20 protein-coding genes and 6 pseudogenes are annotated in these 22,839 nt (G+C 61.0%); 12 read left to right on the top strand and 14 right to left on the bottom strand.

Going from position 1 to position 22,839, the window contains the following annotated elements; all coding sequences use genetic code 11:
• Positions 1 to 2 precede the first annotated feature (2 nt).
• From AC1RT2_RS16295 to AC1RT2_RS16280, 4 genes are all read right to left on the bottom strand, one after another.
• Positions 3 to 191 carry a hypothetical protein gene (locus AC1RT2_RS16295; protein ID WP_493103489.1) on the bottom strand — a complete coding sequence of 63 codons (189 nt, stop codon included), beginning with the start codon at positions 189 to 191 and terminating at the stop codon, positions 3 to 5.
• The gene (locus tag AC1RT2_RS16290; protein ID WP_493103486.1) at positions 188 to 1,129 is read right to left on the bottom strand and encodes a carbohydrate ABC transporter permease; all 942 of its coding nucleotides are present in this window, start codon (positions 1,127 to 1,129) and stop codon (positions 188 to 190) included. Before AC1RT2_RS16290 ends, AC1RT2_RS16295 begins: the two co-directional genes overlap by 4 nt.
• Positions 1,126 to 2,073: a carbohydrate ABC transporter permease gene (locus AC1RT2_RS16285; RefSeq protein ID WP_493103483.1), complete on the bottom strand. Its 948-nt coding sequence runs from the start codon at positions 2,071 to 2,073 to the stop codon at positions 1,126 to 1,128. Before AC1RT2_RS16285 ends, AC1RT2_RS16290 begins: the two co-directional genes overlap by 4 nt.
• Before the next feature lie 108 nt (positions 2,074 to 2,181).
• On the bottom strand, positions 2,182 to 3,516 hold the full coding sequence (locus tag AC1RT2_RS16280; protein WP_493103481.1) for an ABC transporter substrate-binding protein: 1,335 nt from the start codon (positions 3,514 to 3,516) through the stop codon (positions 2,182 to 2,184).
• A 271-nt stretch (positions 3,517 to 3,787) separates the two neighbouring features.
• Here AC1RT2_RS16280 and AC1RT2_RS16275 point away from each other — a divergent pair, with 271 nt between their 5' ends.
• Positions 3,788 to 4,819, top strand: coding sequence for a LacI family DNA-binding transcriptional regulator (locus AC1RT2_RS16275; RefSeq protein WP_493103479.1), 1,032 nt, complete (start codon positions 3,788 to 3,790; stop codon positions 4,817 to 4,819).
• 31 nt (positions 4,820 to 4,850) lie between these two features.
• Here AC1RT2_RS16275 and AC1RT2_RS16270 read toward each other — a convergent pair.
• Both AC1RT2_RS16270 and AC1RT2_RS16265 read right to left on the bottom strand, forming a co-directional pair.
• Positions 4,851 to 4,958, bottom strand: a pseudogene (locus tag AC1RT2_RS16270) (IS5-like element ISNeu3 family transposase); the annotation flags it as partial.
• 139 nt (positions 4,959 to 5,097) lie between these two features.
• A pseudogene (locus tag AC1RT2_RS16265) lies at positions 5,098 to 5,181 on the bottom strand (IS5-like element ISNeu3 family transposase); the annotation flags it as partial.
• A gap of 102 nt (positions 5,182 to 5,283) precedes the next feature.
• Here AC1RT2_RS16265 and AC1RT2_RS16260 point away from each other — a divergent pair.
• Positions 5,284 to 5,392 (top strand): annotated as a pseudogene (locus AC1RT2_RS16260) (transposase); the annotation flags it as partial.
• A 578-nt stretch (positions 5,393 to 5,970) separates the two neighbouring features.
• Here the strand turns inward: AC1RT2_RS16260 and AC1RT2_RS16255 are convergent.
• Complete coding sequence (locus tag AC1RT2_RS16255) at positions 5,971 to 6,282, bottom strand: hypothetical protein (protein ID WP_493103477.1); 312 nt, start codon at positions 6,280 to 6,282, stop codon at positions 5,971 to 5,973.
• A gap of 37 nt (positions 6,283 to 6,319) precedes the next feature.
• Here AC1RT2_RS16255 and AC1RT2_RS16250 point away from each other — a divergent pair.
• From AC1RT2_RS16250 to AC1RT2_RS16240, 3 genes and pseudogenes are all read left to right on the top strand, one after another.
• Positions 6,320 to 6,475 (top strand): annotated as a pseudogene (locus AC1RT2_RS16250) (winged helix-turn-helix transcriptional regulator); the annotation flags it as partial.
• Positions 6,476 to 6,703: 228 nt separating this feature from the next.
• Entirely contained in the window at positions 6,704 to 7,909 is a 1,206-nt protein-coding gene (locus AC1RT2_RS16245; protein WP_493103475.1) for a succinylglutamate desuccinylase/aspartoacylase family protein, read from the top strand.
• A gap of 128 nt (positions 7,910 to 8,037) precedes the next feature.
• The gene (locus tag AC1RT2_RS16240) at positions 8,038 to 8,358 is read left to right on the top strand and encodes a hypothetical protein (protein ID WP_493103473.1); all 321 of its coding nucleotides are present in this window, start codon (positions 8,038 to 8,040) and stop codon (positions 8,356 to 8,358) included.
• Between the two features lie 427 nt (positions 8,359 to 8,785).
• Here AC1RT2_RS16240 and AC1RT2_RS16235 read toward each other — a convergent pair whose 3' ends face one another.
• Positions 8,786 to 9,448, bottom strand: coding sequence for a hydrolase (locus AC1RT2_RS16235; protein WP_493103471.1), 663 nt, complete (start codon positions 9,446 to 9,448; stop codon positions 8,786 to 8,788).
• Between the two features lie 203 nt (positions 9,449 to 9,651).
• Between AC1RT2_RS16235 and AC1RT2_RS16230 the strand changes: the two genes are divergently transcribed.
• From AC1RT2_RS16230 to AC1RT2_RS16220, 3 genes are all read left to right on the top strand, one after another.
• On the top strand, positions 9,652 to 10,701 hold the full coding sequence (locus tag AC1RT2_RS16230) for a LysR family transcriptional regulator (RefSeq protein ID WP_493103469.1): 1,050 nt from the start codon (positions 9,652 to 9,654) through the stop codon (positions 10,699 to 10,701).
• Positions 10,702 to 10,814: 113 nt separating this feature from the next.
• On the top strand, positions 10,815 to 11,969 hold the full coding sequence (locus tag AC1RT2_RS16225; RefSeq protein ID WP_493103467.1) for an HlyD family secretion protein: 1,155 nt from the start codon (positions 10,815 to 10,817) through the stop codon (positions 11,967 to 11,969).
• 30 nt (positions 11,970 to 11,999) lie between these two features.
• The gene (locus AC1RT2_RS16220) at positions 12,000 to 13,571 is read left to right on the top strand and encodes a DHA2 family efflux MFS transporter permease subunit (RefSeq protein ID WP_493103465.1); all 1,572 of its coding nucleotides are present in this window, start codon (positions 12,000 to 12,002) and stop codon (positions 13,569 to 13,571) included.
• Positions 13,572 to 13,824: 253 nt separating this feature from the next.
• Here AC1RT2_RS16220 and AC1RT2_RS16215 read toward each other — a convergent pair whose 3' ends face one another.
• On the bottom strand, positions 13,825 to 14,571 hold the full coding sequence (locus AC1RT2_RS16215) for a substrate binding domain-containing protein (RefSeq protein WP_493103463.1): 747 nt from the start codon (positions 14,569 to 14,571) through the stop codon (positions 13,825 to 13,827).
• A gap of 138 nt (positions 14,572 to 14,709) precedes the next feature.
• Entirely contained in the window at positions 14,710 to 15,132 is a 423-nt protein-coding gene (locus AC1RT2_RS16210) for a hypothetical protein (protein WP_493103461.1), read from the bottom strand.
• Between the two features lie 29 nt (positions 15,133 to 15,161).
• On the opposite strand from AC1RT2_RS16210, the pseudogene AC1RT2_RS16205 reads away from it, so the two are divergent.
• From AC1RT2_RS16205 to AC1RT2_RS16195, 3 genes and pseudogenes are all read left to right on the top strand, one after another.
• A pseudogene (locus AC1RT2_RS16205) lies at positions 15,162 to 15,840 on the top strand (type 1 glutamine amidotransferase domain-containing protein).
• A 91-nt stretch (positions 15,841 to 15,931) separates the two neighbouring features.
• Positions 15,932 to 16,772 (top strand): annotated as a pseudogene (locus AC1RT2_RS16200) (type 1 glutamine amidotransferase domain-containing protein).
• Between the two features lie 383 nt (positions 16,773 to 17,155).
• Entirely contained in the window at positions 17,156 to 17,449 is a 294-nt protein-coding gene (locus AC1RT2_RS16195; RefSeq protein ID WP_493103459.1) for a DUF6916 family protein, read from the top strand.
• Between the two features lie 7 nt (positions 17,450 to 17,456).
• Here the strand turns inward: AC1RT2_RS16195 and AC1RT2_RS16190 are convergent, their stop codons facing one another.
• The 4 genes from AC1RT2_RS16190 to AC1RT2_RS16175 are packed head-to-tail and all read right to left on the bottom strand — an operon-like array spanning position 17,457 to position 19,668.
• Positions 17,457 to 17,999 carry a GNAT family N-acetyltransferase gene (locus tag AC1RT2_RS16190; RefSeq protein WP_493103457.1) on the bottom strand — a complete coding sequence of 181 codons (543 nt, stop codon included), beginning with the start codon at positions 17,997 to 17,999 and terminating at the stop codon, positions 17,457 to 17,459.
• A gap of 20 nt (positions 18,000 to 18,019) precedes the next feature.
• A complete protein-coding gene (locus tag AC1RT2_RS16185) occupies positions 18,020 to 18,553 on the bottom strand; it encodes a phage tail protein (protein ID WP_493103455.1) in 534 nt (177 codons plus the stop codon).
• A gap of 31 nt (positions 18,554 to 18,584) precedes the next feature.
• Positions 18,585 to 19,115 carry a phage tail protein gene (locus AC1RT2_RS16180; protein WP_493103453.1) on the bottom strand — a complete coding sequence of 177 codons (531 nt, stop codon included), beginning with the start codon at positions 19,113 to 19,115 and terminating at the stop codon, positions 18,585 to 18,587.
• A gap of 22 nt (positions 19,116 to 19,137) precedes the next feature.
• Positions 19,138 to 19,668, bottom strand: coding sequence for a phage tail protein (locus tag AC1RT2_RS16175; protein WP_493103451.1), 531 nt, complete (start codon positions 19,666 to 19,668; stop codon positions 19,138 to 19,140).
• Between the two features lie 240 nt (positions 19,669 to 19,908).
• Here AC1RT2_RS16175 and AC1RT2_RS16170 point away from each other — a divergent pair.
• Positions 19,909 to 22,839, top strand: a 2,931-nt coding sequence (locus AC1RT2_RS16170) for a beta strand repeat-containing protein (protein WP_493103449.1), incomplete at its 3' end; no start/stop codon positions are given.

Raw genomic sequence — 22,839 nt, 5'->3', positions numbered from 1 at the left:
GCCTACTCCGGGAAATGGCTGACGATGATGAACATCACCGTACCGAGCAAGGTTATGACGAAGGACCAGGAATAGAGCACGAGCGCGAAGGGCTGCATGAGCATGACGACGCCCGCGGCGATCAGCACCGATGCCAGCATTTCCCAGGCGCCGCGCCGCAGATGCAGCAGGCCATTGAAGAATCTTGTCATTTGCGCACCGCTCCGAAGGTGATGCCGCGCAGGAGGTGTTTGCGCAGAAGGATGGTGAAAACCATGACCGGCACGAGGAAGAGGGTCGCGCCTGCCGCGACAGCCGGCCAGTCCTGGCCGCTGACGCCGATGATGGTGGGAATGAAGGGCGGCGCCGTCTGGGCGTTGCCAGATGTCAACAGAACGGCGAAGGCATATTCGTTCCAGGCGAAGATTAGGCAGAAGATCGCGGTCGAGGCGATGCCGGTCGCCGCCTGCGGCAGCACGACCTTGTAGAAGGCCTGGAACCGCGTGTAGCCGTCGATCAGCGCCGCCTCCTCGTATTCGATCGGGATCTCATCGATGAAGCCCTTGAGCAGCCAGACCGAGAGCGAGAGGTTTACCGCCGTATAGAGCAGGATCATGCCGGCATGCGTATCGCTGAGACCGAGCGAGCGGAACATCAGGAAGATCGGGATGGCGACGGCGATCGGCGGCATCATGCGTGTCGAGAGGATGAAGAACAGCAGGTCATCCTTCAACGGTACCTTGAAGCGCGAGAAGGCGTAGGCGGCGGCCGTTCCCAGCACGATGCACAGCACCGTCGAGCCGAAGCCGATGATCACCGAATTGGTGAAACGCTCGGCAAAGCGCGAGGGACCGGAAATGACGAGCCCGTCCTTGCGCACCAGCTTGTCGTACCAGGTCTTCGGCTCGCCGATCGCCTCCAGCTGTTCGGCGGAAAGGCGGGTGCGCGTCGTGAAGACGTTGACATAACCTTCCACCGTCGGCGTGAAGAAGGTCTTGGGCGGATAGGCGATGGCGTCCGCGGGCGTCTTGAAACCCGTGGCGATGATCCAGACCAGCGGAAGGATGGTGATCAGCGCGTAGCCAATGACGAGGACCCCTGCGAACCATTTCTGCCGGAGCGACGGCTCTGTGACGGAATAGCTGCTCATCGCTGTTTCACCTTGTTCAGGGCTTTGACGTAGATCGAGGCGAGGCCGAAGACGGTGACGAAGAGGATGACGGCATAGGCGGATGCATAGCCGGTGCGCCATTTCTCGAAAGCTTCGCGCTTCAGGTTGATCGAGGTGAGCTCGGTGATCGAGCCCGGTCCGCCGCCCGTGAGCTGCACGACGAGATCGAACATCTTGAAATTCTCGATGCCGCGGAAGAGCACGGCAAGCATCAGGAAGGGCAGGACGAGTGGAATGGTGATCGTCCAGAACTGCCGCCATTTGCTGGCCCGGTCGCATTCGGCCGCCTCGTAGATGCTGCCGGGAATGGAGCGCAGGCCCGCAAGGCAGATCAGCATGACGAAGGGTGTCCACATCCAGGTATCGACGATGATGATCGCCCAGGGCGCCAGCGACACGTCGCCGATCATCGAGAAGCTCGACGGATCGGCACCGGTGAGGAACCCGACCGCGTAGTTGAAGAGGCCGATCTGCGGCTGGTAGAGGAAGGTCCAGAAATTGCCAACCACCGCCGGGCTCAGCATCATCGGCAAAACGATGATCGTCGTCCAGAGATCGTTGCCGCGGAACTTCTTGTTGATCAGGTAAGCGAGCGCAAAGCCGATCAGCACCTGAAGGACGATGGTCCAGATCAGGAAATGCGCCGTCGCCTGCATGGTCAGCCAGATGTCCCGGTCGGACAGGATGCTCAGGTAGTTCTTCAGCCCAACGAACTCGACTTCGGCATTGGGGCGGTTGACGCGGAAATTCGTGAAACTCAGCCGGATCGTCCAGATGAGCGGGAAGATGTTGATCGCGAGCAGAAGCACGATCGACGGTGTGACGAAAAGCCAGGCAAGAGAGCGATCGGAAAGGCCGCGCATGCGTTTGGCAATGGCGTGCGGCGTCGCTTGCGCGACCCGGTCCACTGGTGAATTCAGCATTGGTGTTCCCCTAGATATATGACTGTGCGGCACAAGAGCCGGGGCAGATCCCCGGCTCCGGCCGCGCCGTGGCCCGCTGGGAGGCGGCGGGCGCAAGGCCTGATGGTATCAGTACTTGCCTTCGTCGTCGAAGACCTGCGTCCAGTCCTTGGCGAGGCCATCGAGCGCTTCCTGCGCCGAGCCCTGGCCGGCGACCACATAGTCGTGGAAGCGCTTCTGCGCCGCCTGCAGCAGCGAGGCGTAGGACGGTTCGGCCCAGAAGTCCTTCACGATCGCCATGGAATCGAGGAAGGTCTGCGCATAGGGCTGGCTTGTCGCAAAACCCGGGTCCTCGACCACTTTGCGCAGCGCCGAGTAGCCGCCCATTTCCCACCATTTCTGCTGGATGTCCGGTTGGGCGAACCACTTGATGTATGCAAGCGCGTCTTCCTGCTTTTCGGAGGCCGCGACCACGGAAATGCCCTGCCCGCCGAGCTGCGCGAAGGCGACGCCATCCGGGCCTGCCGGGTTCGGGAAATAGCCGGACTTCTCGCCGCCGACATTGGCGTCGGCATTGATGCCGGGCCAGGTGAAAGCGAAGTTCATGTGCAGCGCGACCTGGCCCGACTTATAGGCGTCGATGTCCTCCGACATGTACGCATCGGAATGGCCGGGCGGCGTGCAGCAATTGTAGAGTTCCTTGTAGAACTCCAGGCCCTTCACCGCCTTGGCGGAATTCACATACCCTTCCAGTTCATAGGGCTTGTCGGGGTTCTCGTACTGGAAGCCGAAGCTGTACAGCACGTCCATCACGCCCATGGTGATGCCTTCGGAACCGCGCTCCGTGTAGATCGCCGCGCCGTAGACGGTCTTGCCGTCGATCTCGCGCTTCTGGAAGAATTCGGCAATGTCCTTCAGTTCGGCGAAGGTCTTCGGCACGGCGAGATCGCGGCCGTACTTTTCCTTGAAGGCCGCCTGGAGTTCGGGACGTGCGAACCAATCCTTGCGGTAGCTCCAGCCGACGACGTCGCCGAAGGCCGGCAGCGCCCAGTAGTTCGGCGAGTTCTTCGGCCATTCGGCATAGCCGACGACGGTCGCCGGAATGAAGTCCTCCATCTTGATTCCTTCCTTGTCGAAGAAATCGTTGAGCTTGACGTACTGGCCGTTCTCCGCCGCGCCGCCGATCCACTGGCTGTCGCCGATCAGGAGGTCGCAGAGCTTGCCGCCGGAGTTCAGCTCGTTGAGCATCCGGTCGGCGAAATTCGGCCACGGCACGAATTCGAACTTCATCGTGACGCCGCTCTTGGCCTCGAAATCCTTGCTGAGCTCGATGAGCGCGTTGGCGGGATCCCAGGCGGCCCAGCAGAGCGTCAAGTCTTTTGCGCTGGCCTGGCTAGTGCCTGCAACGCCGGCAGCCAACAGGGCGCCGAAAGCGGCCAATGATCTGACTTTGTGAAAATTCATGGCTGGGGCCTCCTCCCCCTCCTTTCGACCTCCATCGAAAGGTGAAAACGCCCGTGGCGGGCAACAGGCACGGAAGGACGCCTCAGTGGGCCGCTCCTCTTCCACGCCACCTCTATGGCCCCGGTGTTCCTCCTCGCGACCATGAAGAGAGTCATATTGAGGTGCGCACCTCAATGCAAGCAATTTTTGAGGTGCGCACTTCAATTCTTGCTTTTCACCTGCTTTTGCTAGAGAAATCCGATTCAGACTCTTGGGAGGAGACAGCGGGCGTATGCGGCCAACCGCGAAAGATCTGGCAGAAGCCGCGGGTGTCAGCCTCGCGACGGTCGACCGCGTGCTCAACGAACGCCCGAATGTCAGCAAAAAGGCTGCGCGCAGCGTGGCTGACGCGATCGAGCGCATCGGCTTCATCCGCAATCCGGCCGCCGTCGCGCTCGCACGTAACAAGACCTATCGCTTCCGCTTCGTCCTGCCCACGTCCGGCGACCAGTATCTCAACGAACTGACCGGCCGCGTCAGCGAGGCGAAGGAGGCGTTGCGCGCCGATTCCATCGACGTGGATGCCGTGCAGATCCCGATGTCCGACCCCCACCACGTCGCCAAGTACCTGACGGCCATTGATCACGAGGCCGTGGATGGCGTCGCGGTGATGGCACCGGAATCGCCGCAGGTGCGCGATGCGCTCGTGCGGCTCGTCGAGCGAGGGGTCAAGGTCGTGCAGTTCCTGTCAGGCCAGGAACGGTTGGAAAGTGCCGACTATGTCGGCGTCGACAACTTCGCGGCCGGCGCGACCGCCGGCAAGATCGCCGGCCGCTTCATCAGCGAACGCGGCGGCAAGATCATGGTCGTGGCGGAGACCATGATGGCACTCGACAGCATCCAGCGCCGCCTCGGCTTCGACAGCATCATCAACACGCAGTTCCCGCATCTCCAGAGCCTGCCATCGCTGGAAACCTATGCCGACGAGAAGCGCGCCGAACTGATCATCCAGCGCACCCTGCAGCACAATCCGGATACCGTCGCCGTCTACGTGCTGAGCTCGGAGGCACGGGTGCCGCTGACGGCGGTGTGGAACGCGCAGGGCGCCCGTCCCCTCACCGTCGTCGCCCACGAGCGCACCCCGTTCAGCGAACAGGCACTGATGGACGAGCGCATCGATGCCGTGATCGCACAGGACCCGGGCCACGCGGTGCGTAGCGCGCTGCGCATCATGCGCGCCCGCGCCGACCACCGCGAACTTCTGGCCTCGCAGGAGCGGATCCGCATCGAGGTGCTGCTCAAAGAGAACCTCCAGTTCGCGTAGCCTTGGTCCGTTGTCTAAGATGAACCCACATTCATTGCATCCACAGCATGGTGGCTGCGAGATGTATAAAGGCAAAGAAGCCTTCGGCGTGTCGATCGCATCGGATTGCGAGGCGTCGGATGTGCTTGAGCTTGTTGAAGCAGAAGGGATAACCGCCCCGGCGTTCATGCCAGCGATGGCTTGACATAAGTTACTAGCTATCGTAGGCCCTCTCGGCCAGCACAACCTAGGCCTAGAAACCTTCAAGCAAGGCTTTTTGTGATGAGATTGCCGTGCAGCTGGCCAAAGGCGAGCATGAACCGCAGCGGTTGGCCCAAGCTGTCGCAGATCATGTGGATCTTGGTGGTAAAATCACCTCGGGAGCACACTAGCCCTGAGCTCTGCCCTCCCAAAAGCTGGATCGCTTTGATCGGGTTTATCGCGCTCGGTTCTTGGCTGGGAACGGAAGCGGAAGCGATGAAGATATCGAATTTTCGGACGCGCAGAAGGCGTCTACTTGAAATAAGCGATGATGGCGTGCCGGTGGCTGAGATTTGTCGGGAGGCCAGGATCAGCCAGGCCACCTATTTCAACTGACGCAAGAAATATGCAGTCCTTCTGCCCTGCGAGATCCACCACACCTATACCATTGCCGCGTTATCCGCGATTCCGGCGTCAGCATTTCTCTCCGATAGCCCTGATCCGTCCAGATCACCCATCGCACTCTGATGCCCATTGGGATCGCTTTTGTTGATGGGATCGTTACCGGCATAGGCGTATCGGTTTGTACCGATGCCTTCCATCGTGGGTCCCAGTCGTCTGGTGAGATGAAACAGGCATTGGCCGATTGTGCGAACGAGCCGAAGAGCAGGCTGAGACTGTGGGCGAAGCACTTACGAAGGAAGGCGCCCACTTGGGTTGCGAGTGCTGGACGGAGACCAGGAGAGGTGGGTCGGAGCGACTTGGCCGCCGCTCAGTTGGGCGGTTCAGCGCAGCATCGCCTTGCATATGGGCGTGGCTTTGCCCGTCGCTTTCATTGCCGGCATCTCGCTGAGGCGGTCGGTGGCGGCGTTGGCCCCCTCGTCGCTCGGGACGAACCGTCCGAATATCGGATCGTGGTAGCGTGCATTGAGGCACATGAGACAGGTCTCGGCATCGAAGCGCTCACCAACTTAGCCCTTCTGGGGCTGCATGGCTTCGTTGGTCGGCTCGCCGTAGGCGGCATTTGTCGTCGATTCCGCGAGGGTGCCGGCGATGTTCGTGACCAGACGCACCGAGGATAGGTGGTCGCGATGCAGGAAGGCCTTGTTTGTCGAGGCGACCGCCGTCGTGACAATCTTGACGTCCGGATGCGCATAGCGCGTGCAGATCTCGTTGCCTACGATCTTGCTGTCGATCTCGACGCTGGCATTCGGATAGAGCCTCTCGCCCAGGGCCCACCGCTTGATAGTCCGCGCACCGTCGGGACCGTAGCCGAACGCCACCGCGGCACCGGCCCGCGTCACGCTACGCAACGGTTTACTTAGCCGCAAAGTCTATCCCGTCGTGCCGCCAAAGGTCGCGTATCGACTAACCCCGCTCGGCCATAGCCTGCTGTCGTTGGTCAGCGGTATTTGCTCCTGGGTGAGTACACATCTGACCGAAATTGAAGATGCGAGGCGGAAGTTCGTTTCCTGAGCGTGAACGGCACGGAGGTTTTATCAAGCGTCGCGTTTCGCAACTATGCACAACGTCCTAGGTCTAGGCTCAGTATCCATTTCCTTCGCGTGGACTGTACTCCCTGAAGCATTCGATGAATCATAGGATGGGCGGTCTTGCATCCGTTCAAATCGACGAACCTGGTCCAATCGCCTGTATTTAGGGGCAGAAAACCCTCGGTGCGATTCAAATCAGCGAGGAACGACAATGATCGCGAATGAAAATGGCGAGGGTGTGGATCGCCGCGACTTCATGCTTGCATCGGCTGCCGCGATCGGCGCTGCAGCCGCGCTGATCGCGGGACCGGCACAGGCACAAACGGCCGACGCGCCCGCAAGCACAGAAGCAGGCGCGAAGACGGGAACCGTCTATACAGGCGATGTCATCGGCGGGAAAAAGGTCATCAGTTCGCTCGACGTGAACGAACTGGAGGCCGGGCAGAAACATCATTTGTATTTTCAGGGCGTGGAGACGCCCACCGGACAGCACTGGTACGTGTCCGTGACGGTCGCCAGGGGCACGAAGCCGGGTAAGCGTGTCGTTCTGACAAGCGGCGTGCATGGTGACGAGATGAGCTCCATCCATACCGTCCACACCGTGATGAACCAGCTCGATCCGGCGAAGATGTCCGGCACCGTGATGGCCGTCACCGACATATCCCGCCCGGCCCTGGAAAGCATGCAGCGCCGGTGGCCGAACCAGGGCAGAGGCATCGATCTGATCGACGGGAACCGGATATGGCCCGGAGATGAGAATGGCGCGATGGCGCCAAGCCGCCATGCCGGGCTGCTGTTCAACCGACTGCTGCGGCCTAACGCCGACGCCGCGATTGATTTCCATACCGGAACGACCGGATTCGAAGTCACTGCGTTCAACATCGGCGAGGTAGACAGGCCCGAAGTCAAGGCAATGCTGGATCTCTATCCTGTTAGCCAGATCCTCAATATGCCGAAAGCCGCCTATCCCGCCGTCCTGCACAATGCATTCATAGACGCGGGAATCCCGGCCATCGCACCAGAGATCGGCGCTGCGCGCGTCTTAAATCACGAGATGATCGCGGTGTTCGTGGAAGGCACGATGAACGTTCTCAAGCACTATGGGATCGTTGACGGACCGATGGGCCGCACAGCCAAAGGCATGGCTGTCTTTGTCGGCAATAGCGGGTTTCCAGTGCTGGCCACCGCAGGTGGTATCGTCGAACATCTGGTCAAACTCAATGACAAGGTTGTGCCTGGACAAAGGGTGGCCATCCAGCGCAACAGCTTCGGCGAAGTCGTGGCGGAGTATACGAGTGGAGTGGCTGGAGAGATATCGGGGCTGCGCAGCGACGCAATGTCCGAGCCCGGCAACCCCTTGGTATTCGTCCTTTTCAACAAGCCGACGCAAGACGGCGTTGAAACCTATCCCGAGTAGGTTATCTGCCCCACCGATGTTTTACGAGCTCAGATGACAACGTTCGTCGGCTCTGGTTATGGCAGCACTTGTTGCCGTCACGAAAGTGACGGGTGTTATGCGCGAGATATGCAAGTTGGAGGACTATCATGTTGAGAAATCTGTCAGTCTTAACAATCGGCGCATTGATGCTTGCAAGCTTCGAGGTCGCCGCATCTGACGTGTCGATCGGCGTGGGCAACCCCTATCCCGTCAGCGACTATACTTGCCAGGACGGCACGCGTCTGGCAGTGCGGCTCCTCGGTGATCGCGCTTCGGTATCCGTCAACGGTGCTGCCGCGGTCGACCTCCCCCTCATGGGGTCAGACGGCACGACCTATTCGAACGGCCGGCACACGCTGACCATCGTACAGGGGCAACTATCATGGGGCGTTGGCCGAGCCGTGCCGTCCGCATGCGCAGGCGGTTAAGTGCCTCGCGTCATGCGTGGATGCCCCCGTTCATGCATGCCGTTCCTCGAGCGGTTTTGAACGTGTGATCAGGCGCAGCCACGTATCAGGCTTGTTGTTGCGGCTCAAGTACGACCGCTGGCCGGTATGAAGCTACGCGGATCAGGTGCAAAATCAGCCCTACGAGCTCGTAGCTCACTGACCGGGATGCATTTCCAGACCCACTCTCACCGATCTTTATGCTTGCCGTTCGCTGACCTCCTCAGATCATCGAAATCACTGGTTTCGACAACCTGCCCAACGCGTTGACGCGCTTGAAGGACGGCCCAAATCCCGGCAATCGTGTGGTGGCGCTATAGGTCCCATCCAAATTCTCCGAGGCTCGCCGATCCAGGTTCGCATGAATGCGATACAGCAAGTCGGCGAGCACCAGCAGCTCGTCGGAATCTCATGCAGACGGGGTATGCTGACCGGACAGCAACTGCAGCTCCCAGGCCAGGGCCGTTCCAGCGGCACCACCATGGTCCAGAATGATTTCTGCGATTTTGGCGGCCGAGCCCTCGCGCGCCCAGTCGCGCTGCAGCTCGGACATGAATACGACCGAGGTGAGCGGCACAGCGCCTGCCTGGATCATGCGGGCAATCCCCATCTCGTGTGCTTCGACACTGGTTCCACCGGAAGCGTCGGTCACGAAATAGACCTCATACCCTTCGCCGAGCGCCTGGATAACGGGAAAAGCCAAGCAGACCTCAGTCCAGAGGGCCGCGATAACGACCTTCTTTCGGCCCGTGTTCTCGACCCATTTTACGCAGCGCTCGTCCTCCCATGTGTTGATGAAGGTACGATCGATCGGGGTCTGTTCGGGAAAAACCGAGGTGATCTGCTGGAAGATCAGACCGCCACGATCCTTCAAGACGCTGGTGAGAAGCGTGGGAACCTCGAAAGCCTTGGCCGTCTTGGCAAGAGCGACCGTGTTGTTGATCATCGTGCCGACGTCGATGTTCTTCACGGCCGCAGCCTGGAATGGCTGGTGGTCAATCAGCATCAAAACGCAGTTGTCCGGCGTCAACATGGCCCCAAGGCCGACTTTGGAAAACGGAGTGGTTGCCATGAAACTATTCCCTTCGGAGCGTTTGGATGCAGGTTGTGCGAGGTCGAAACTGACACGGTCCGCGTCATTGAGCAGCCCCGACAAAATCGATCGTTACGTTCGATAAAATCGGCATCGCTGGTCTTGGCGCCGGCCCCCGTTGCCGGCTCACCCACCCGACGTGTAAAGCTGGGAGGCAGGGCGACGAAACAGACTGGCCCTGCTTGAAGGCGGCTGCCGACCGACAGCGCGAATCAAACATGGACACGATCTGGATCATGCGTGATGTCTACGGCCTCGACCTCAACCTGGTGCGGATCTTCAATACGGTCCTGGACGAGCGCGGCGTCACGCGCGCGGCAGAGCGGCTGCATCTAACCCAGTCAGCGGTCAGTCACGCGCTTGCGCGTCTCAGAGAAGCCATCGGCGACGAACTCTTCGTCCGGGGACCTGACGGAATGCATCCGACACCGCGGGCGGTCGAGCTGGCACAGGCCTTCAAACCTGCCTTGCTCCAGATCGAAGCAGCCATCAGCGAACCGACATTCCACCCCGCCTCGTCAGAAATCGAGTTTTCGATTGCTACGTCCGACTACATCACCGCGACCGTGCTTGCCGAGTTCCTGTCGCGCCTGCGGGCGCAAGCGCCAAATGCACGCTGCCGGGTCCGTGCACTGAACGAAGTGAACCTTACGGAAGAGCTTGATCGCGGCACCATGCATGTCGCCATCGGCGTGTTCGGCAAAACGCCATCGCGCTTCGTCAGCGAACGGCTTTTTACTGATCGCAGCGTCTGGTTGATGCGCAACGGGCATCCGGCATCGGCCGGCGCGTTCGGCCTGCGGGAACTCGCCGCCTATCCGCATGTGGACATCCGCATGTCCGACCAAGACAGTTTCGGTGACGGCGGCATCGTCGATCAGGGCGGGCTCGAACGGGCGCATATTACGAGCAATCCGAAGCAGATCGAAGCCGTGCTCGCCGCGGAAGGCTTGAAGCGCAAGGTCGGCGCGACGGTTCCGCACATACTCGTGGCACCATCCCTTGCGGCTGCGACCGACATGATCGTGTTCACACCGCTGCGCCTGGCGTTGCGCGCGGCAACTGCACTCGACCTTGTGTGGCGCGAACCACCCTACGAGTCACCTCCCCTGCAGATTTCCATAATCTCCCATCGTACGATGGGAGCACATCCCTCCATCCAATGGCTTCGGCAGGAACTGATCAGCAGTGCCCTGACCCCGGTTCTCCACGGCAACGACGTCATTCCATGACATGAACAGCGCTCATGATGCAAATGATGGAATATCATTTCATTCATGAGCCTGAGAGCCTCATATTGTCGTCAGTTTGAAGCGGCCGGCATGGCCGAAAAGGATTGACGGCCATGAATGCCATAGTCACGCACTTGGTGCCGGAGAGCAAACTCGCACCCGGGGACGCCCGGCCCGACACGGGCCCCACAAAACCCCAAAACACCCGCAAGCGGCGCGTCCGTGCCTATCTTTCGCTCGCCCGCGCAGCGGCTATCGTCGGCGCGATCGGGCTCGCCACGGTGATCCCGCTGGGCTGGAGCCACTGGGTTGCGGGCTTGACGAACCAGAAGACGGACAATGCGGCCCTGCGCGCAGACATTACGCCGGTCAGCAGCCAGATTGCCGGTTTCATAGATACCGTCGCGGTAAAAGACTACCAGCGCGTCCGCGCCGGCGATCTGCTGGCGCAAATCGACGACAGCGAATTTCGTGCAAAGCTGGACCGTGCCGGAGCGGCCGTAGATGCCGCCCAGGCGGCAGTCCGCAACGTCACCAGCAGAGTGCAACTCCAAGGGCTGCTGATTGCACAAGTTGATGCGGGGGCTCTCGCCACGACAGCCGACCGTGACAAGGCCGCAGCCGAGCACGCGCGGCAAGAATCGCTCACGCGCAGCGGCGTATCGACCAGCCAGCGGCTTGAGGATGCACTCGCCTCGATCCGCAGGCTCGACGCACAGCTTGCCGAAAAACAGGCAGAAGCCGACGCAGCACGCCAGCAACTGGATGTTCTTGCCACGCAGCACGACCAGGCCATTGCCGACCTCGCCAGCCGCAAGGCGGAACTGAGGCTCGCCGAGATCGAAGTCGGCCGCACACGCATCGTCTCGCCGATCGACGGCGTCGTGAATGCAAGCAGCGTGCGCGCCGGCCAGTATGTCTCTGCCGGTACACGCATCATCTCGGTCGTGCCGCTTCCGAACGTCTATGTTGTCGCGAACTACAAGGAAACCCAGTTGAGCAGGGTCCGCGTCGGTCAGGCCGTTACGATCGACGTCGACATGTTTCCTGGTGAGGCGCTGGCCGGCCGGGTCGAGCAAATCTCGCCAGCGAGCGGATCGGAATTCGCCTTGCTGCCGCCCGACAATGCAACGGGCAATTTCACCAAAGTGGCGCAACGGATCGCCGTGAAGATCCAACTCACCGATGTTCCCGATCATCTAGCGACCCTCCTGCGTCCAGGCATGTCCGTCGCGTCAGTGATCCATACCGATCGCCCCCTTGACTGACTCCCGATACGAGAAAGTGGAAACCCTGCCATGTCCGGCACCACAGCAGTAACTGCAACCGTTCGGCGCCTGCCCGATCTCAAGACGATGACGGCCATTGCCGCCGTGCTTCTTGGCACGTTCACATCGATCCTGAATTCGAGATTGACGGAGATCGGCCTCGCCGACATCAGGGGCGCTCTCGGGCTTGATGTCGATGAGGCCTCCTGGATCACGACAGCCTATCTCGTCAGCGAGGTAGCGGCGATTCCGGCTGCGGTCTGGCTGCGCGGATTGCTGTCCCCGGCACGGGGGGTGATGATCGGCGCTGCGCTCTTTACGCTCTTCTCGCTTGCGGCACCGTTCAGTCCGGGCCTTCACGGGTTGCTGGCCATACAGGCGCTACGCGGCCTGAGTGCCGGCATACTCATACCGATGGCCTATGCCGTCATCATGCGCCACCTGCCGCAAAACCAGCGCCTTTACGGCCTGTCTCTCTACGCCCTGGTCTCCGCCGCAACGCCGAGCCTTTCCGTGTCGATCGAAGGATGGATTCTGGAGCGTCTTTCCTGGGAGTTCCTTTTCTGGCTGAGCGCCGTTCCGGGCGCCGTGACCGCCGTCGCGGCGGCCTACGGCCTCGTCATGGACCCCGTGAAATATATGCGCTTTCGCCGTTTCGACGGGTTCGGGCTGCTCAGCCTCTCGCTTGGCCTGGCCGCGCTGATCGCCGCGCTCGATCAGGGCAATCGTCTGGACTGGCTCAATTCGGGCCTGATCGTAGGCCTCTTCGCCGCTGGCCTCTTCCTCGTCGGGGCCTACCTCGTGCACGCCCTTCGCCATCCCAATCCGGTGGTCAGTCCATCGCTGCTCCTGCGCCGCAACATCGGACTTGGCTTGATCATAATGTTGGCGACCCGCATTGCGATCATGTCCTCTGCCGTCGTCATTCCGCAATATCTCATGCGCGTGCAGGGTTACCGCGCGCTGGAAAGCGGCGAGTTGTTCCTGGCAACGATTGCACCGCAGTTCCTGCTGACGCCGCTCGTCGCCTGGCTTTCATACAGACTCGACCCCCGGCATCTGCTGATGCTCGGCGGTACACTGACGGCAGGCGGGATGTTAATCGCGGCAGGGCTGACGAGCACCTGGGTGGCCGATGATTTCCTTCTCGCAGTCATGCTGCAGGCTGTTGGCGCGCCGCTCATCGCCGTTCCGATGATGGTCCTGATGACGGAAGACATCACCTTCCCGGAAATCCCGTGGATCGCGTCACTCGTGCACATCGTCAGGACCCTCGGCAACGCGATCGGCATGGCGCTCGTCACCACCATTGTTCGCGTTCAGGAGCAGGTGCATTCCAATCTCCTGGGCCTGCACATCCAGAGCGGTAATATCGAAACGACAACGCGGCTGAACACGCTTGCATCCCAACTGCGTCACCAAGGCGTTTCAGCCGCGGACGCCATGGCGCAGGCGACCATGCTGCTCGCCCGCACCGTCCAGAGGGAGGCCTACGTCCTGAGCTACGCCGACGCCCTGCTCCTGCTCAGCGCGATCGCGCTGCTCGTGGCCATGATTGGGCCCTGGATGCGCCGCCCACCACTACCCGGACGCTTCCTCTAGGCCTACACGGCCCCTGTTCCAATTGTCGGCGCCAAATACGCCATTCCCGTGCGGCTTTGCAGTCTGTTATGAGACACTATCCTTTTCGAACAACCGGATATCTTCGCTGACAATTGGCCCCTCCAACGCGCTGGGCGTCATATCCGCGCATCAACGGCGTCCCCGTATCTGCCCGCCCGAGAGTGCGTCTAGGCGGCATTGCAACACGATTTTGAAGGGTGAAAGCGAAACGTGAAGGAGGCAATCGCTTGATTTAGCGGGCCATGGCGAGGAAATCGATGAGTGCGCGTGTCGCGGCGGAGAGGCGGCGATGCGGCGCAAAGATGATGGAAAACGGCCGCGAGCGCCCGCGTGCATTTTCGAGAACTTCAACGAGCCTCCCCTGCTCGATCCGGTCGCGCACGATAAAGTCATAGGTCCGGCAAATACCCAAACCGTTCACGGCCGATGAAACCACACCGAACACGTCGTCAAAAATCCGCATCGGCCCCGTTGCCGCCCACTCGACATCGCGGCCTTCGTGACGAAAAAGCCATGGCGCGCAGCGCCCCGTGCTCGGCATCACGAACGGGAGACACCGATGACCGGCCAGATCCTCGATCGTCTGCGGCACACCAGCGCGCGGAAGGTAGTCTGGCGCAGCAACTACACACAGCGCAGCGTCCTCCAGTTTGCGCCCGACCAATCCGCTATCCGGCAACGGGCCGGGGCGGATCGCCAGGTCATAGCCCTCCGCCACCAGATCGACGTTCCGATTGGTAATGCTCAGGTCAATTTGAACTTGGGGATAGGCATGGCTGAACCCGGCAAGCATGGCTGGCAGGCGGTAGTGGCCGTAGGTCGTCGACACGCTGATGCGCACGTGACCAGTCAAGAACTCCATGTCCTGACCTTGGATAGCCCGCTCGGCATCGTCAATCAGCGTAAAAGCGATGCGCGCCTGCTCAAGATAGGAGCGCCCGGCGTCTGTCAGGCTCAGGCGGCATGTCGTTCGCCGCATCAACTGGGTGCCGAGCCTCGCTTCAAGTCGGCTTATCGCGCGACTGAGAACCGAGGGCGTCGTGGACAGGGCAATTCCCCCTCGGTCATCGAGCCTCTTTCAACGAGGGTGACGAACGCTTCCACGCCGCCAAGATGGTCAAACCGACGCGCCATTTCTAACCTTTTGCGAATAAATCTGTTTCTTTCCTGCGACTTTATCCTCGATAGCGGCGCCAAAAAAGCCTTTCCCCGCAACGCTTCGAACGCGGCCCGGAGCCTCTGTCACTTCATCAGTTCCATCCCGAGCGGCAACACTGAAAGTGGGTGAAACGACAGTTGAAAGGTGTGCAAGACACTGCCTTTCACAGGCCAAACATTCTTCGTGAATGTCGATGCATCCATCGGCAACGCCGGCGTCTGATTGCCTATGTCCGGTGGCCGCCTGACACGGCAACGCGGCAAAATGTGGCGCGGCCAAAATTGAAATTTGGTCTTCCTTGGAACAAATCAATTCCAGCAAGGCTACTTTATCAACTTCTAAGCTCTCAATAGGGTCGCATCGTTCACCGCCACCGAGCATCAACTGCCTACTGATTTCAGGACATAACCATGACAAGCACGGTTCAAGAACAACAACAGGTCCTCTTCGTTCTCACAAGCCATAGCGTCAAAGGCGACGGGGGCGAGCCGACCGGCTTCTACCTCGGTGAAGTCACCCATCCTCTCTCGATGTTGCGGGGATTCCCGTTGAATTCGCCTCTACCGACGGCGGCGCCCCTCCGGTCGATGGCCTCGACCTCGACGACGCGACCAACGCGCGCTACTGGAGCGACGAGCATTTCCGCAGCGCCATTCGCAGCACGCTGCGTCCGACCGACGTGAACGCCGGACGCTATGCCGCGATCTTCTTTGCGGGAGGGCACGGCGTGATGTGGGGCTCTCCAGCCAGCCCCGCCGTGCAGACCGTCACGCGCGACATCTTCGAGGCGGGCGGCGTTGTCGCTGCCGTTTGCCACGGCCCTGCGGCTCTGGTCAACATCAAGCTTAGCAACGACGTCCATCTCGTCGCCGGCAAGAATGTCGCGGCCTTCACCGATGATGAAGAGCGCGCCGTAAACCTGGACACGGTTGTTCCGTTCCTGCTCACCACGACGCTGTCTGCCCGCGGCGCCCATCATCATCCGGCTCCTAACTGGACAGCGAAAATCGTCATCGATGGAACGTTGGTAACGGGACAAAATCCGCGACTGGCGTCGGCGAAGCCATACGGGATCTTCTTTCCGCCTGACGATGGCAAGGCATCAAGCCAATCGCAACGACGACCTGTAGTCCCCATTCCTTGCGCGCTTGGGGATGCGGGTCGTCATATCTGAAGAAACATGAAACCTATCCGCACTTCCGCAATCGCCCTTGCACTGAGCGCCAGCGCGCTGAATGCGCAGGCGGCTAACGTCCTGATCGTCCTTTCGGATTCCGACCGCCTCGATCTAAAGGACGGCAAGATTTTTCAGACGGGCTTTTATCTCAACGAGCTGATGCAGCCGGTCAAGGCTTTGCTCGATACCGGTCACGACCTGACCTTCGCGACCCCGAAAGGGTCGACGCCGAGCCTCGACCTGCTATCAGTCGACAAGATGTACTTCGGCGGCGACGAGGCGGCGATGCAGGAGAGCAGGGCCCTGCTTGACAAACTCAATCTGACATCGACGAACAAATCACCGGTGATCAGCCTCGCCCGCGTGGAATAGATCGGCTACGATCACTTCGACGCCGTTTATATCCCCGGCGGCCATGCCCCGATGCAAGACCTGCTCGTGAGCCCGGAGTTGGGCAAGCTACTCTCCACTTTCACACCAACGGCAAAACGACGGCGCTTGCTTGCCATGGCCCAATCGCCCTGCTTTCCACCTTGCCGGATGCGAAAGGCTTTACAAGCGAGCTTGCAGCGGAGAACGGCGTCAAGCAGGCGCCGGAGTGGATTTACGCAGGGTACAAGCTTACCACCTTCAGCAACGCGGAAGAGGAGATGGCCAAGGGCTTGCTGAACGGTGGAGAGATGAAGTTCTACCCGCAGACGGCGCTCGAACGAGTCGGAGCAAAATATGCAGCAATCAAACGCCCTGCACACCCAATGTCGTCACCGACCGTGAGCTGATTACCGGCCAGAACCCTGCATCTGCCCTCGCAGTTGCCGAGGAATTGCTGAAGCGGCTGAAGTAAGCACTGGTCAATAGAATGGGCAGGGACCGATCCCAACGCCGGTTGCTGCCTGCACATATCCATGCCCGAAATTGCTGAAACAATGATAGCATCACCGCGGAAGGTGGTGCCATTTTTCCATTTGCTCGCTGAGATCCAGCACCTCGCCATCGGCAGCACAAACGCCGTAGCCATCCGACGCCGCCGCTGAGTTCATTCCCTTCCCCGATGGAGGGAGGTCAGGTCATTGACGAGTATCAGACGCACCCAAGAGCATCCACTATCGGACCTATAACAGTGCGTCCGGCAATGGTGTTTATCCCTATATGTCTTCTGTATTTCGCCTTCCTGTTGTAGAAAGAACCCTGATCGATACGATTGGAAACGACGGAGGAAGACTGCGCATGGATTTGCTGACGCTTCAACATTTTGCGGGTTGCGTCGGTCAGGCGTTTGATGTGTCCCTTGGTGAGAGCACGGTGCCGCTGACCCTTTCGGAAGCAAGGCCAGGTGCGCCGCACATTCTGCCTGGGATGCGGCGAGAGCCGTTTTCCCTGCTGTTTCGCAGCAATTCGGCGATCGTCCTGCCGCAGCAGATTTACCGCCTGAAGAACATATCGCTCGGCATCCTGGATATCTTCCTCGTCCCGGTTGCCCGCGACAAGGACGGCATTGTCTACCAGGCTGTCTTCAACTGACGTTTCATCAGGCCTGAGATACGCAGCCGTTGACGCACGGCCATGCCATCTGGATATGTGATCCGCCATCCTGCACCGCGGCAAAGCCGAGATGGCGATAGAGTGCCTGTGCCCGGCTGTTATGGTGCTCGACGCTGAGGGCCACGGCTACGGCGCCGGCAAGCACGGCCTCCCGCTGGATAGCAGACAGCAATGCCGTCCCAATCCCGCGGCTGCGATGCTCCGGCAGAAACCCGATATCGATGACCTGCCAACGATCCGTGCCGGCGTCCAGGTAAAGACGGCCGATCAGCTCGCCACCGCAGACGATAACAAGAAAATGCGCGTCGGGGAAAACCGACAGGTAGTGCCGGTGCTGAAACGCAAACTGCTGATCAAAAAAGGCGTTCTTCTGCTCGAGCGGCCAAGGCACCGCCGCAAACTCCTCCGTCCGCAGCGACCGATAGAGGTCCATCAGGAAGGGCATGTCTCTCGACGCGGCGTGCCGCAAATCCACCCCCGCCGCCGTCACGACGGAAGGCGTGGACCGAACCGGAAAATCGGGCAGCATTGCTACCCCGGGCGCGAACATTAGCCGAAGGCCGGGAAGACACCCTCGAGGGCGATGCAGTAGTTCACCGCCAGATAGGGTTGTCGGTTTTCATGCGGCTGACTGTTTCCGGCCGGGCCAAGCATATTTGGGGCAAACGGCGCGTCCGGCTGACCATCACTGGACAGAGGCGTACTCTGGCTCGGCGGGGTCAACGAATTGCCCGCAGCCGGTGTTCCCGTCTTTTTCGCGACATCGCCTTGATTGTAGATTCCGAATGCATGCGCGTGCGCCGGCATTTCCAACAAACTCAGCGTGAGGCCGTTTTGCCCATAGGTCTCTCCGGCCGTTCGTGGCGTCAGGCCGGGCCCGGCGCCCTGGTTGTTCGCCGAGCGGCCCGTGAAGTTCGGCAGCTGGAACGTCGTCATGCCGTCCCCGCCATAGGTCGTGCCCAACAGCGAAAACAACGCGGTGTTTTGCCGGATCGCCAGCGTCGGACCATTGCAGAACGCCCAGCCGCGCGGTGCGAAATAGAAACCGAACAGCTGAATTTCACCAATGAAAGGCTGTGTCATTTTTATCCCCTATCGTGAAACGGAGTTCGGATCAGCCTTGCGACGGATAGACACCGTAAATCGCAATGCAGAATTGCACCGTCAATGTCGGCATCGTGTTGTCGTGGGGTTGCGTATTGCCGGCAACCTTGGTGGAGGACGGTGACATGGTGAAGAGCGTCAGGCCGGTGACATCCGTGGCATACAGCGTATCGCTGCCAAGCGCGCCCAGCTCTGCCGTCGTTTCGACCGTCTTGATATCGGCCGCCGTCGTCGTCGCGAAGAACGTGTGTGTATGTTGTGGCATCTGGTTGGGGATCAGGGTGACGCTCTCGGAACCGGCGCGCTCGCCGGCGACATGCGGCGACAGGCCCTGGCCGGTTCCCCAATGCATGGGGAGCCGCCCGCGCAGATCGGGCACGCCGAAAGTGATCTGGCCATCGCCGCCATAGGTGGTGCCCAGTAGATTATACAGGGCATCGTATTCGGCTATCGCCAGCAGCGAGCCATCGCATGGCTGCCAGCCAACCGGAACGCGGGGAAAACCGAACATGCGTATTTCCCCGAGATAGGGAGTGCTCATCTTTGACCTCCGGCGGTGTGGTTCAGTTGCGGGACGGGTAAACGCCCGAAAGCGCAATGCAGAAGTTGATGACGCTGTACGGCTGCATATTGGAATGCGCCTGCCCGCCGCCCGCCGATGCGACGGTCTGCGGCGACAGAGGCACCTGGGCCCCCGGTGTCTGCGCATAGACAGGGACGGAATTCTTTCCGAAGAGGGCACCTGTCGGATTGCGGACCTTGCCATCGGAGGTCGTGCCGGTGCCCTGGTGCGTGTGGTTGGGCATCTGCGTCGACAACAGTGTCACGGTTTCAACCCCGCCGGTCTCGCCGATGTTGTAAGCCGGAGGCTGCCAGGATGGATCGACGGATGCGCCGGCAGAGACCGGTGTGCGACCCTGCAGATTGGGCAGGGCGAATGTGGTCGTACCGTTGCCGCCGTAATAGGTTCCCAGCAGTGAAAACAAGGCCTGATTCTGGGCGATTCCCAAAATCTGGCCGTTGCAGAGCGCGAAATAGCGCGGTGCAAACGCATACCCACTCATCATGATCTGCCCGAGATAGAATTCGGCCATGGCTGCCCCCACCAACAATTTAACGACTTTGAATTTACCCTCACACCCACTTTCGCTCATAACGGGCATCTTGGGAAGAGCGTTACAGCAATCTTTTTATAAGCGAATTCTTTCGTCCGCTACGATGCAGGGTTGTGTTGCCTCGCATTTCATGCCAGTCAATAGCCAAAGCGCAGAACGGGCTGGCCGCGACGTGGGATTTTCCCCCTCGTGGTATTCTGTGTGAATAGGGGCGGGACAATGTATAAGAAATGGCTTGATAAGTCGTGCATTTCGCGCGGGCATCGCGCCAAGCCGGCGTTTTTTCTGTCATTTCTGACCTTGATCTGGCTGATCGTCCTGTGGCCGGCAACGGTGGCTCAGGCGGCTTGTACCTCCCCACAGACGGCAACCATAATCTCAGGCGGTACGGCGACCTTCAACTGCGCTGACTTCGGCTTCGATCAGCCGGCCATCCAGTCTCCGTCCCACGGCAACCTGACCTTCGGGATACCGACGAACACCAACCTGCTCATCTACACCAACAATGGTGACGGCGCGACATCCGACACGTTCATCGTCAAGGATGACTTCGCAGTAGCGATTACATTCAACATTACGATCAATCCGTCGACCTCCCCGCTGACAGTCACACCATCAAGTGTTGCCACGCCGGCGATCGGCACGTCCTATAATCAGGCACTTAGCACGTCTGGCGGAACCACCCCCTATACCTATTCGCTCGTGGCAGGCAGCAATCTGCCGCCCGGCCTCACCCTTTCCTCCGCCGGTGTCATCTCCGGCACGCCGACCGGCTCGGGTCCCTACAACTTTACCGTCCGCGTGACCGATTCGACGACGCCGACGGCCAATACGCTCGACAAGGCCTACAGCGTCCTCATCGCTGCGCCTGCCATCGACGTGACGCCTGACAGCCCGCCGGACGGCGGTGTCGGCACGGCCTACAGCGTGCAGTTTTCGGCAAGCGGCGGCACCCCGGGTTACACCTATACCCGCGACAGCGGCAGCCTGCCCCCGGGCTTAAGTCTCTCAGGCAGCGGTCTCCTGTCCGGCACGCCATCGGCGGTCGGCAGTTCGACTTTCAAATTGAAGGTCCAGGACAGCACCACCATCTCGACCGGCGGCGTACACTTCCTCTTGCAGGACGTTACCGTCACCATCAATGCCTTCCCCCCGGTGTCGCTGACGCCGGCAAGCGGCACGGCGCTTTCGGCCGGCGTGGTGGGAACCTTCTACTCCAACGCATCGATCTCGGCGAGCGGGGGATCGGGTGCGATCAGCTATGCGGTGACCGCCGGCGCGCTGCCGGCAGGCCTCGGCATCAATGCATCGACCGGCGCGATCACCGGCACGCCCACGGTGGGCGCGATCGGAACCGCGAATTTCACGGTGACGGCGACGGCCGCGACCAGCGGCGCGGCCAGCGCCAGCTATTCGATCACGGTGACGGCGCCCCCCGTGGTGCTGACGCCGACGACCGGCACGGCCCTGACCGCCGGCGTGGTCGGCTCGTCCTATTCGAATACGTCCATTTCGGCGACGGGTGGTGTCGGAACGATCACCTATGCCGTAACCTCCGGTTCGGTGCCGGCGGGGCTCACCTTCAATACATCGACCGGTGCGATAACGGGCACGCCAACAGCCGGGGCGCTTGGAACGACGAACTTCACGGTGACGGCAACGGCCGCAACAACCGGGTCGGCCGCCGCCAGCTATTCGATCACGATCACCGCTCCGCCCGTGGTGCTGACGCCGACGACCGGCACAGCCCTGACCGCCGGTGTAGTCGGCTCTTCCTATTCAAACGCGTCCATTTCGGCGACCGGCGGTGTCGGCACGATCACCTATGCCGTAACCTCCGGCTCTGTGCCGGCGGGGCTCACCCTCAACACATCGACAGGTGCGATAACGGGCACGCCGACAGCCGGGGCACTTGGAACGACGAACTTCACGGTGACGGCGACGGCCGCAACGGCCGGGTCGGCCGCCGCCAGCTATTCGATCACGATCACCGCGCCACCTGTGGTCCTGGCCCCGGTCGGCGGTCCATTGACATCAGGCACGGCGGGTGTCGCCTATTCGACGACCGTTTCGGCAACCGGCGGCGTGGGAACCATCACCTATGCCCTGACGGCAGGTGCGCTTCCGCCAGGTCTCACCGTGAACACGTCGACCGGAGCAATCAACGGCACGCCGACCGCTATCGGCACGTTCAATTTCACCATTACAGCGACTGCCGCGACAAGCGGCTCGGTTGCAGAGGCCTATCAGATCACGACCGTCGGGCCGCCACTGAATCTCTCGCCGGCGTCAGGCACTGCATTGACCGGCGGCGTTGTCGGTTCGGCCTATACGGACACGTCGATCTCCGCGAGTTCCCCCTTGGGTGGGGTTACCTTCTCAGCAAGCGGACTTCCGGACGGCCTGACGATAAACGCTTTAACGGGCGAGATCACAGGCACGCCAACGGCCGTCGCCCTTGGTACCGCAAGCGTCGACGTCGCGGTAATGTCGATGTTCGGCAACGTGGAGCAAGCCACCTATCCGATCACAATTGTGGCGCCACCGGTGGTGCTGACGCCGACGACCGGAACCGTATTTTCGACCGGCACGGTTGGCGTTTCCTATTCGAACACGTCGATCTCGGCGAGCGGCGGGGTTGGCGCACTGAGCTACGCCGTGACGGCCGGCGCGCTTCCCGATGGCCTTGCCTTGAATACCACGACCGGTGCGATCACCGGCACGCCGACGGCGGCCGGATTCGGCACGGCGAATTTCACCGTGACGGCAACGGCCGCAACCACCGGGTCGGCGTCGGCCAGCTACTCGCTGGAAATCGAGGCGCCGCCGGTGGTGGTGACGCCGGCGAGCGGTGCCTTGACGGGCGGCATGGTGGGGACGGCCTATGCGGCGACGACGATCTCGGCGAGCGGCGGGCTAGGCGCCTTCACCTACACGGTCACCGCCGGCGCCCTCCCATCCGGGCTTGGCCTCGACGCATCCAGCGGTGCAATCACCGGCACACCGGCGGCCGCGGCCCTCGGCACGTCCAATTTCACGGTGACGGCAACGGCGGCGACGTCGGGTTCCAGCGCGAACAACTATTCACTCACCGTGGTTGCCCCGCCGATGGTGCTGACACCGGCATCCGGCACGGCGCTGTCGGGCGGC

It is taken from the genome of Shinella sp. GW821-FHT11G07 (assembly GCF_058808115.1).
This window is presented reverse-complemented; position numbering and strand designations above follow the sequence as displayed.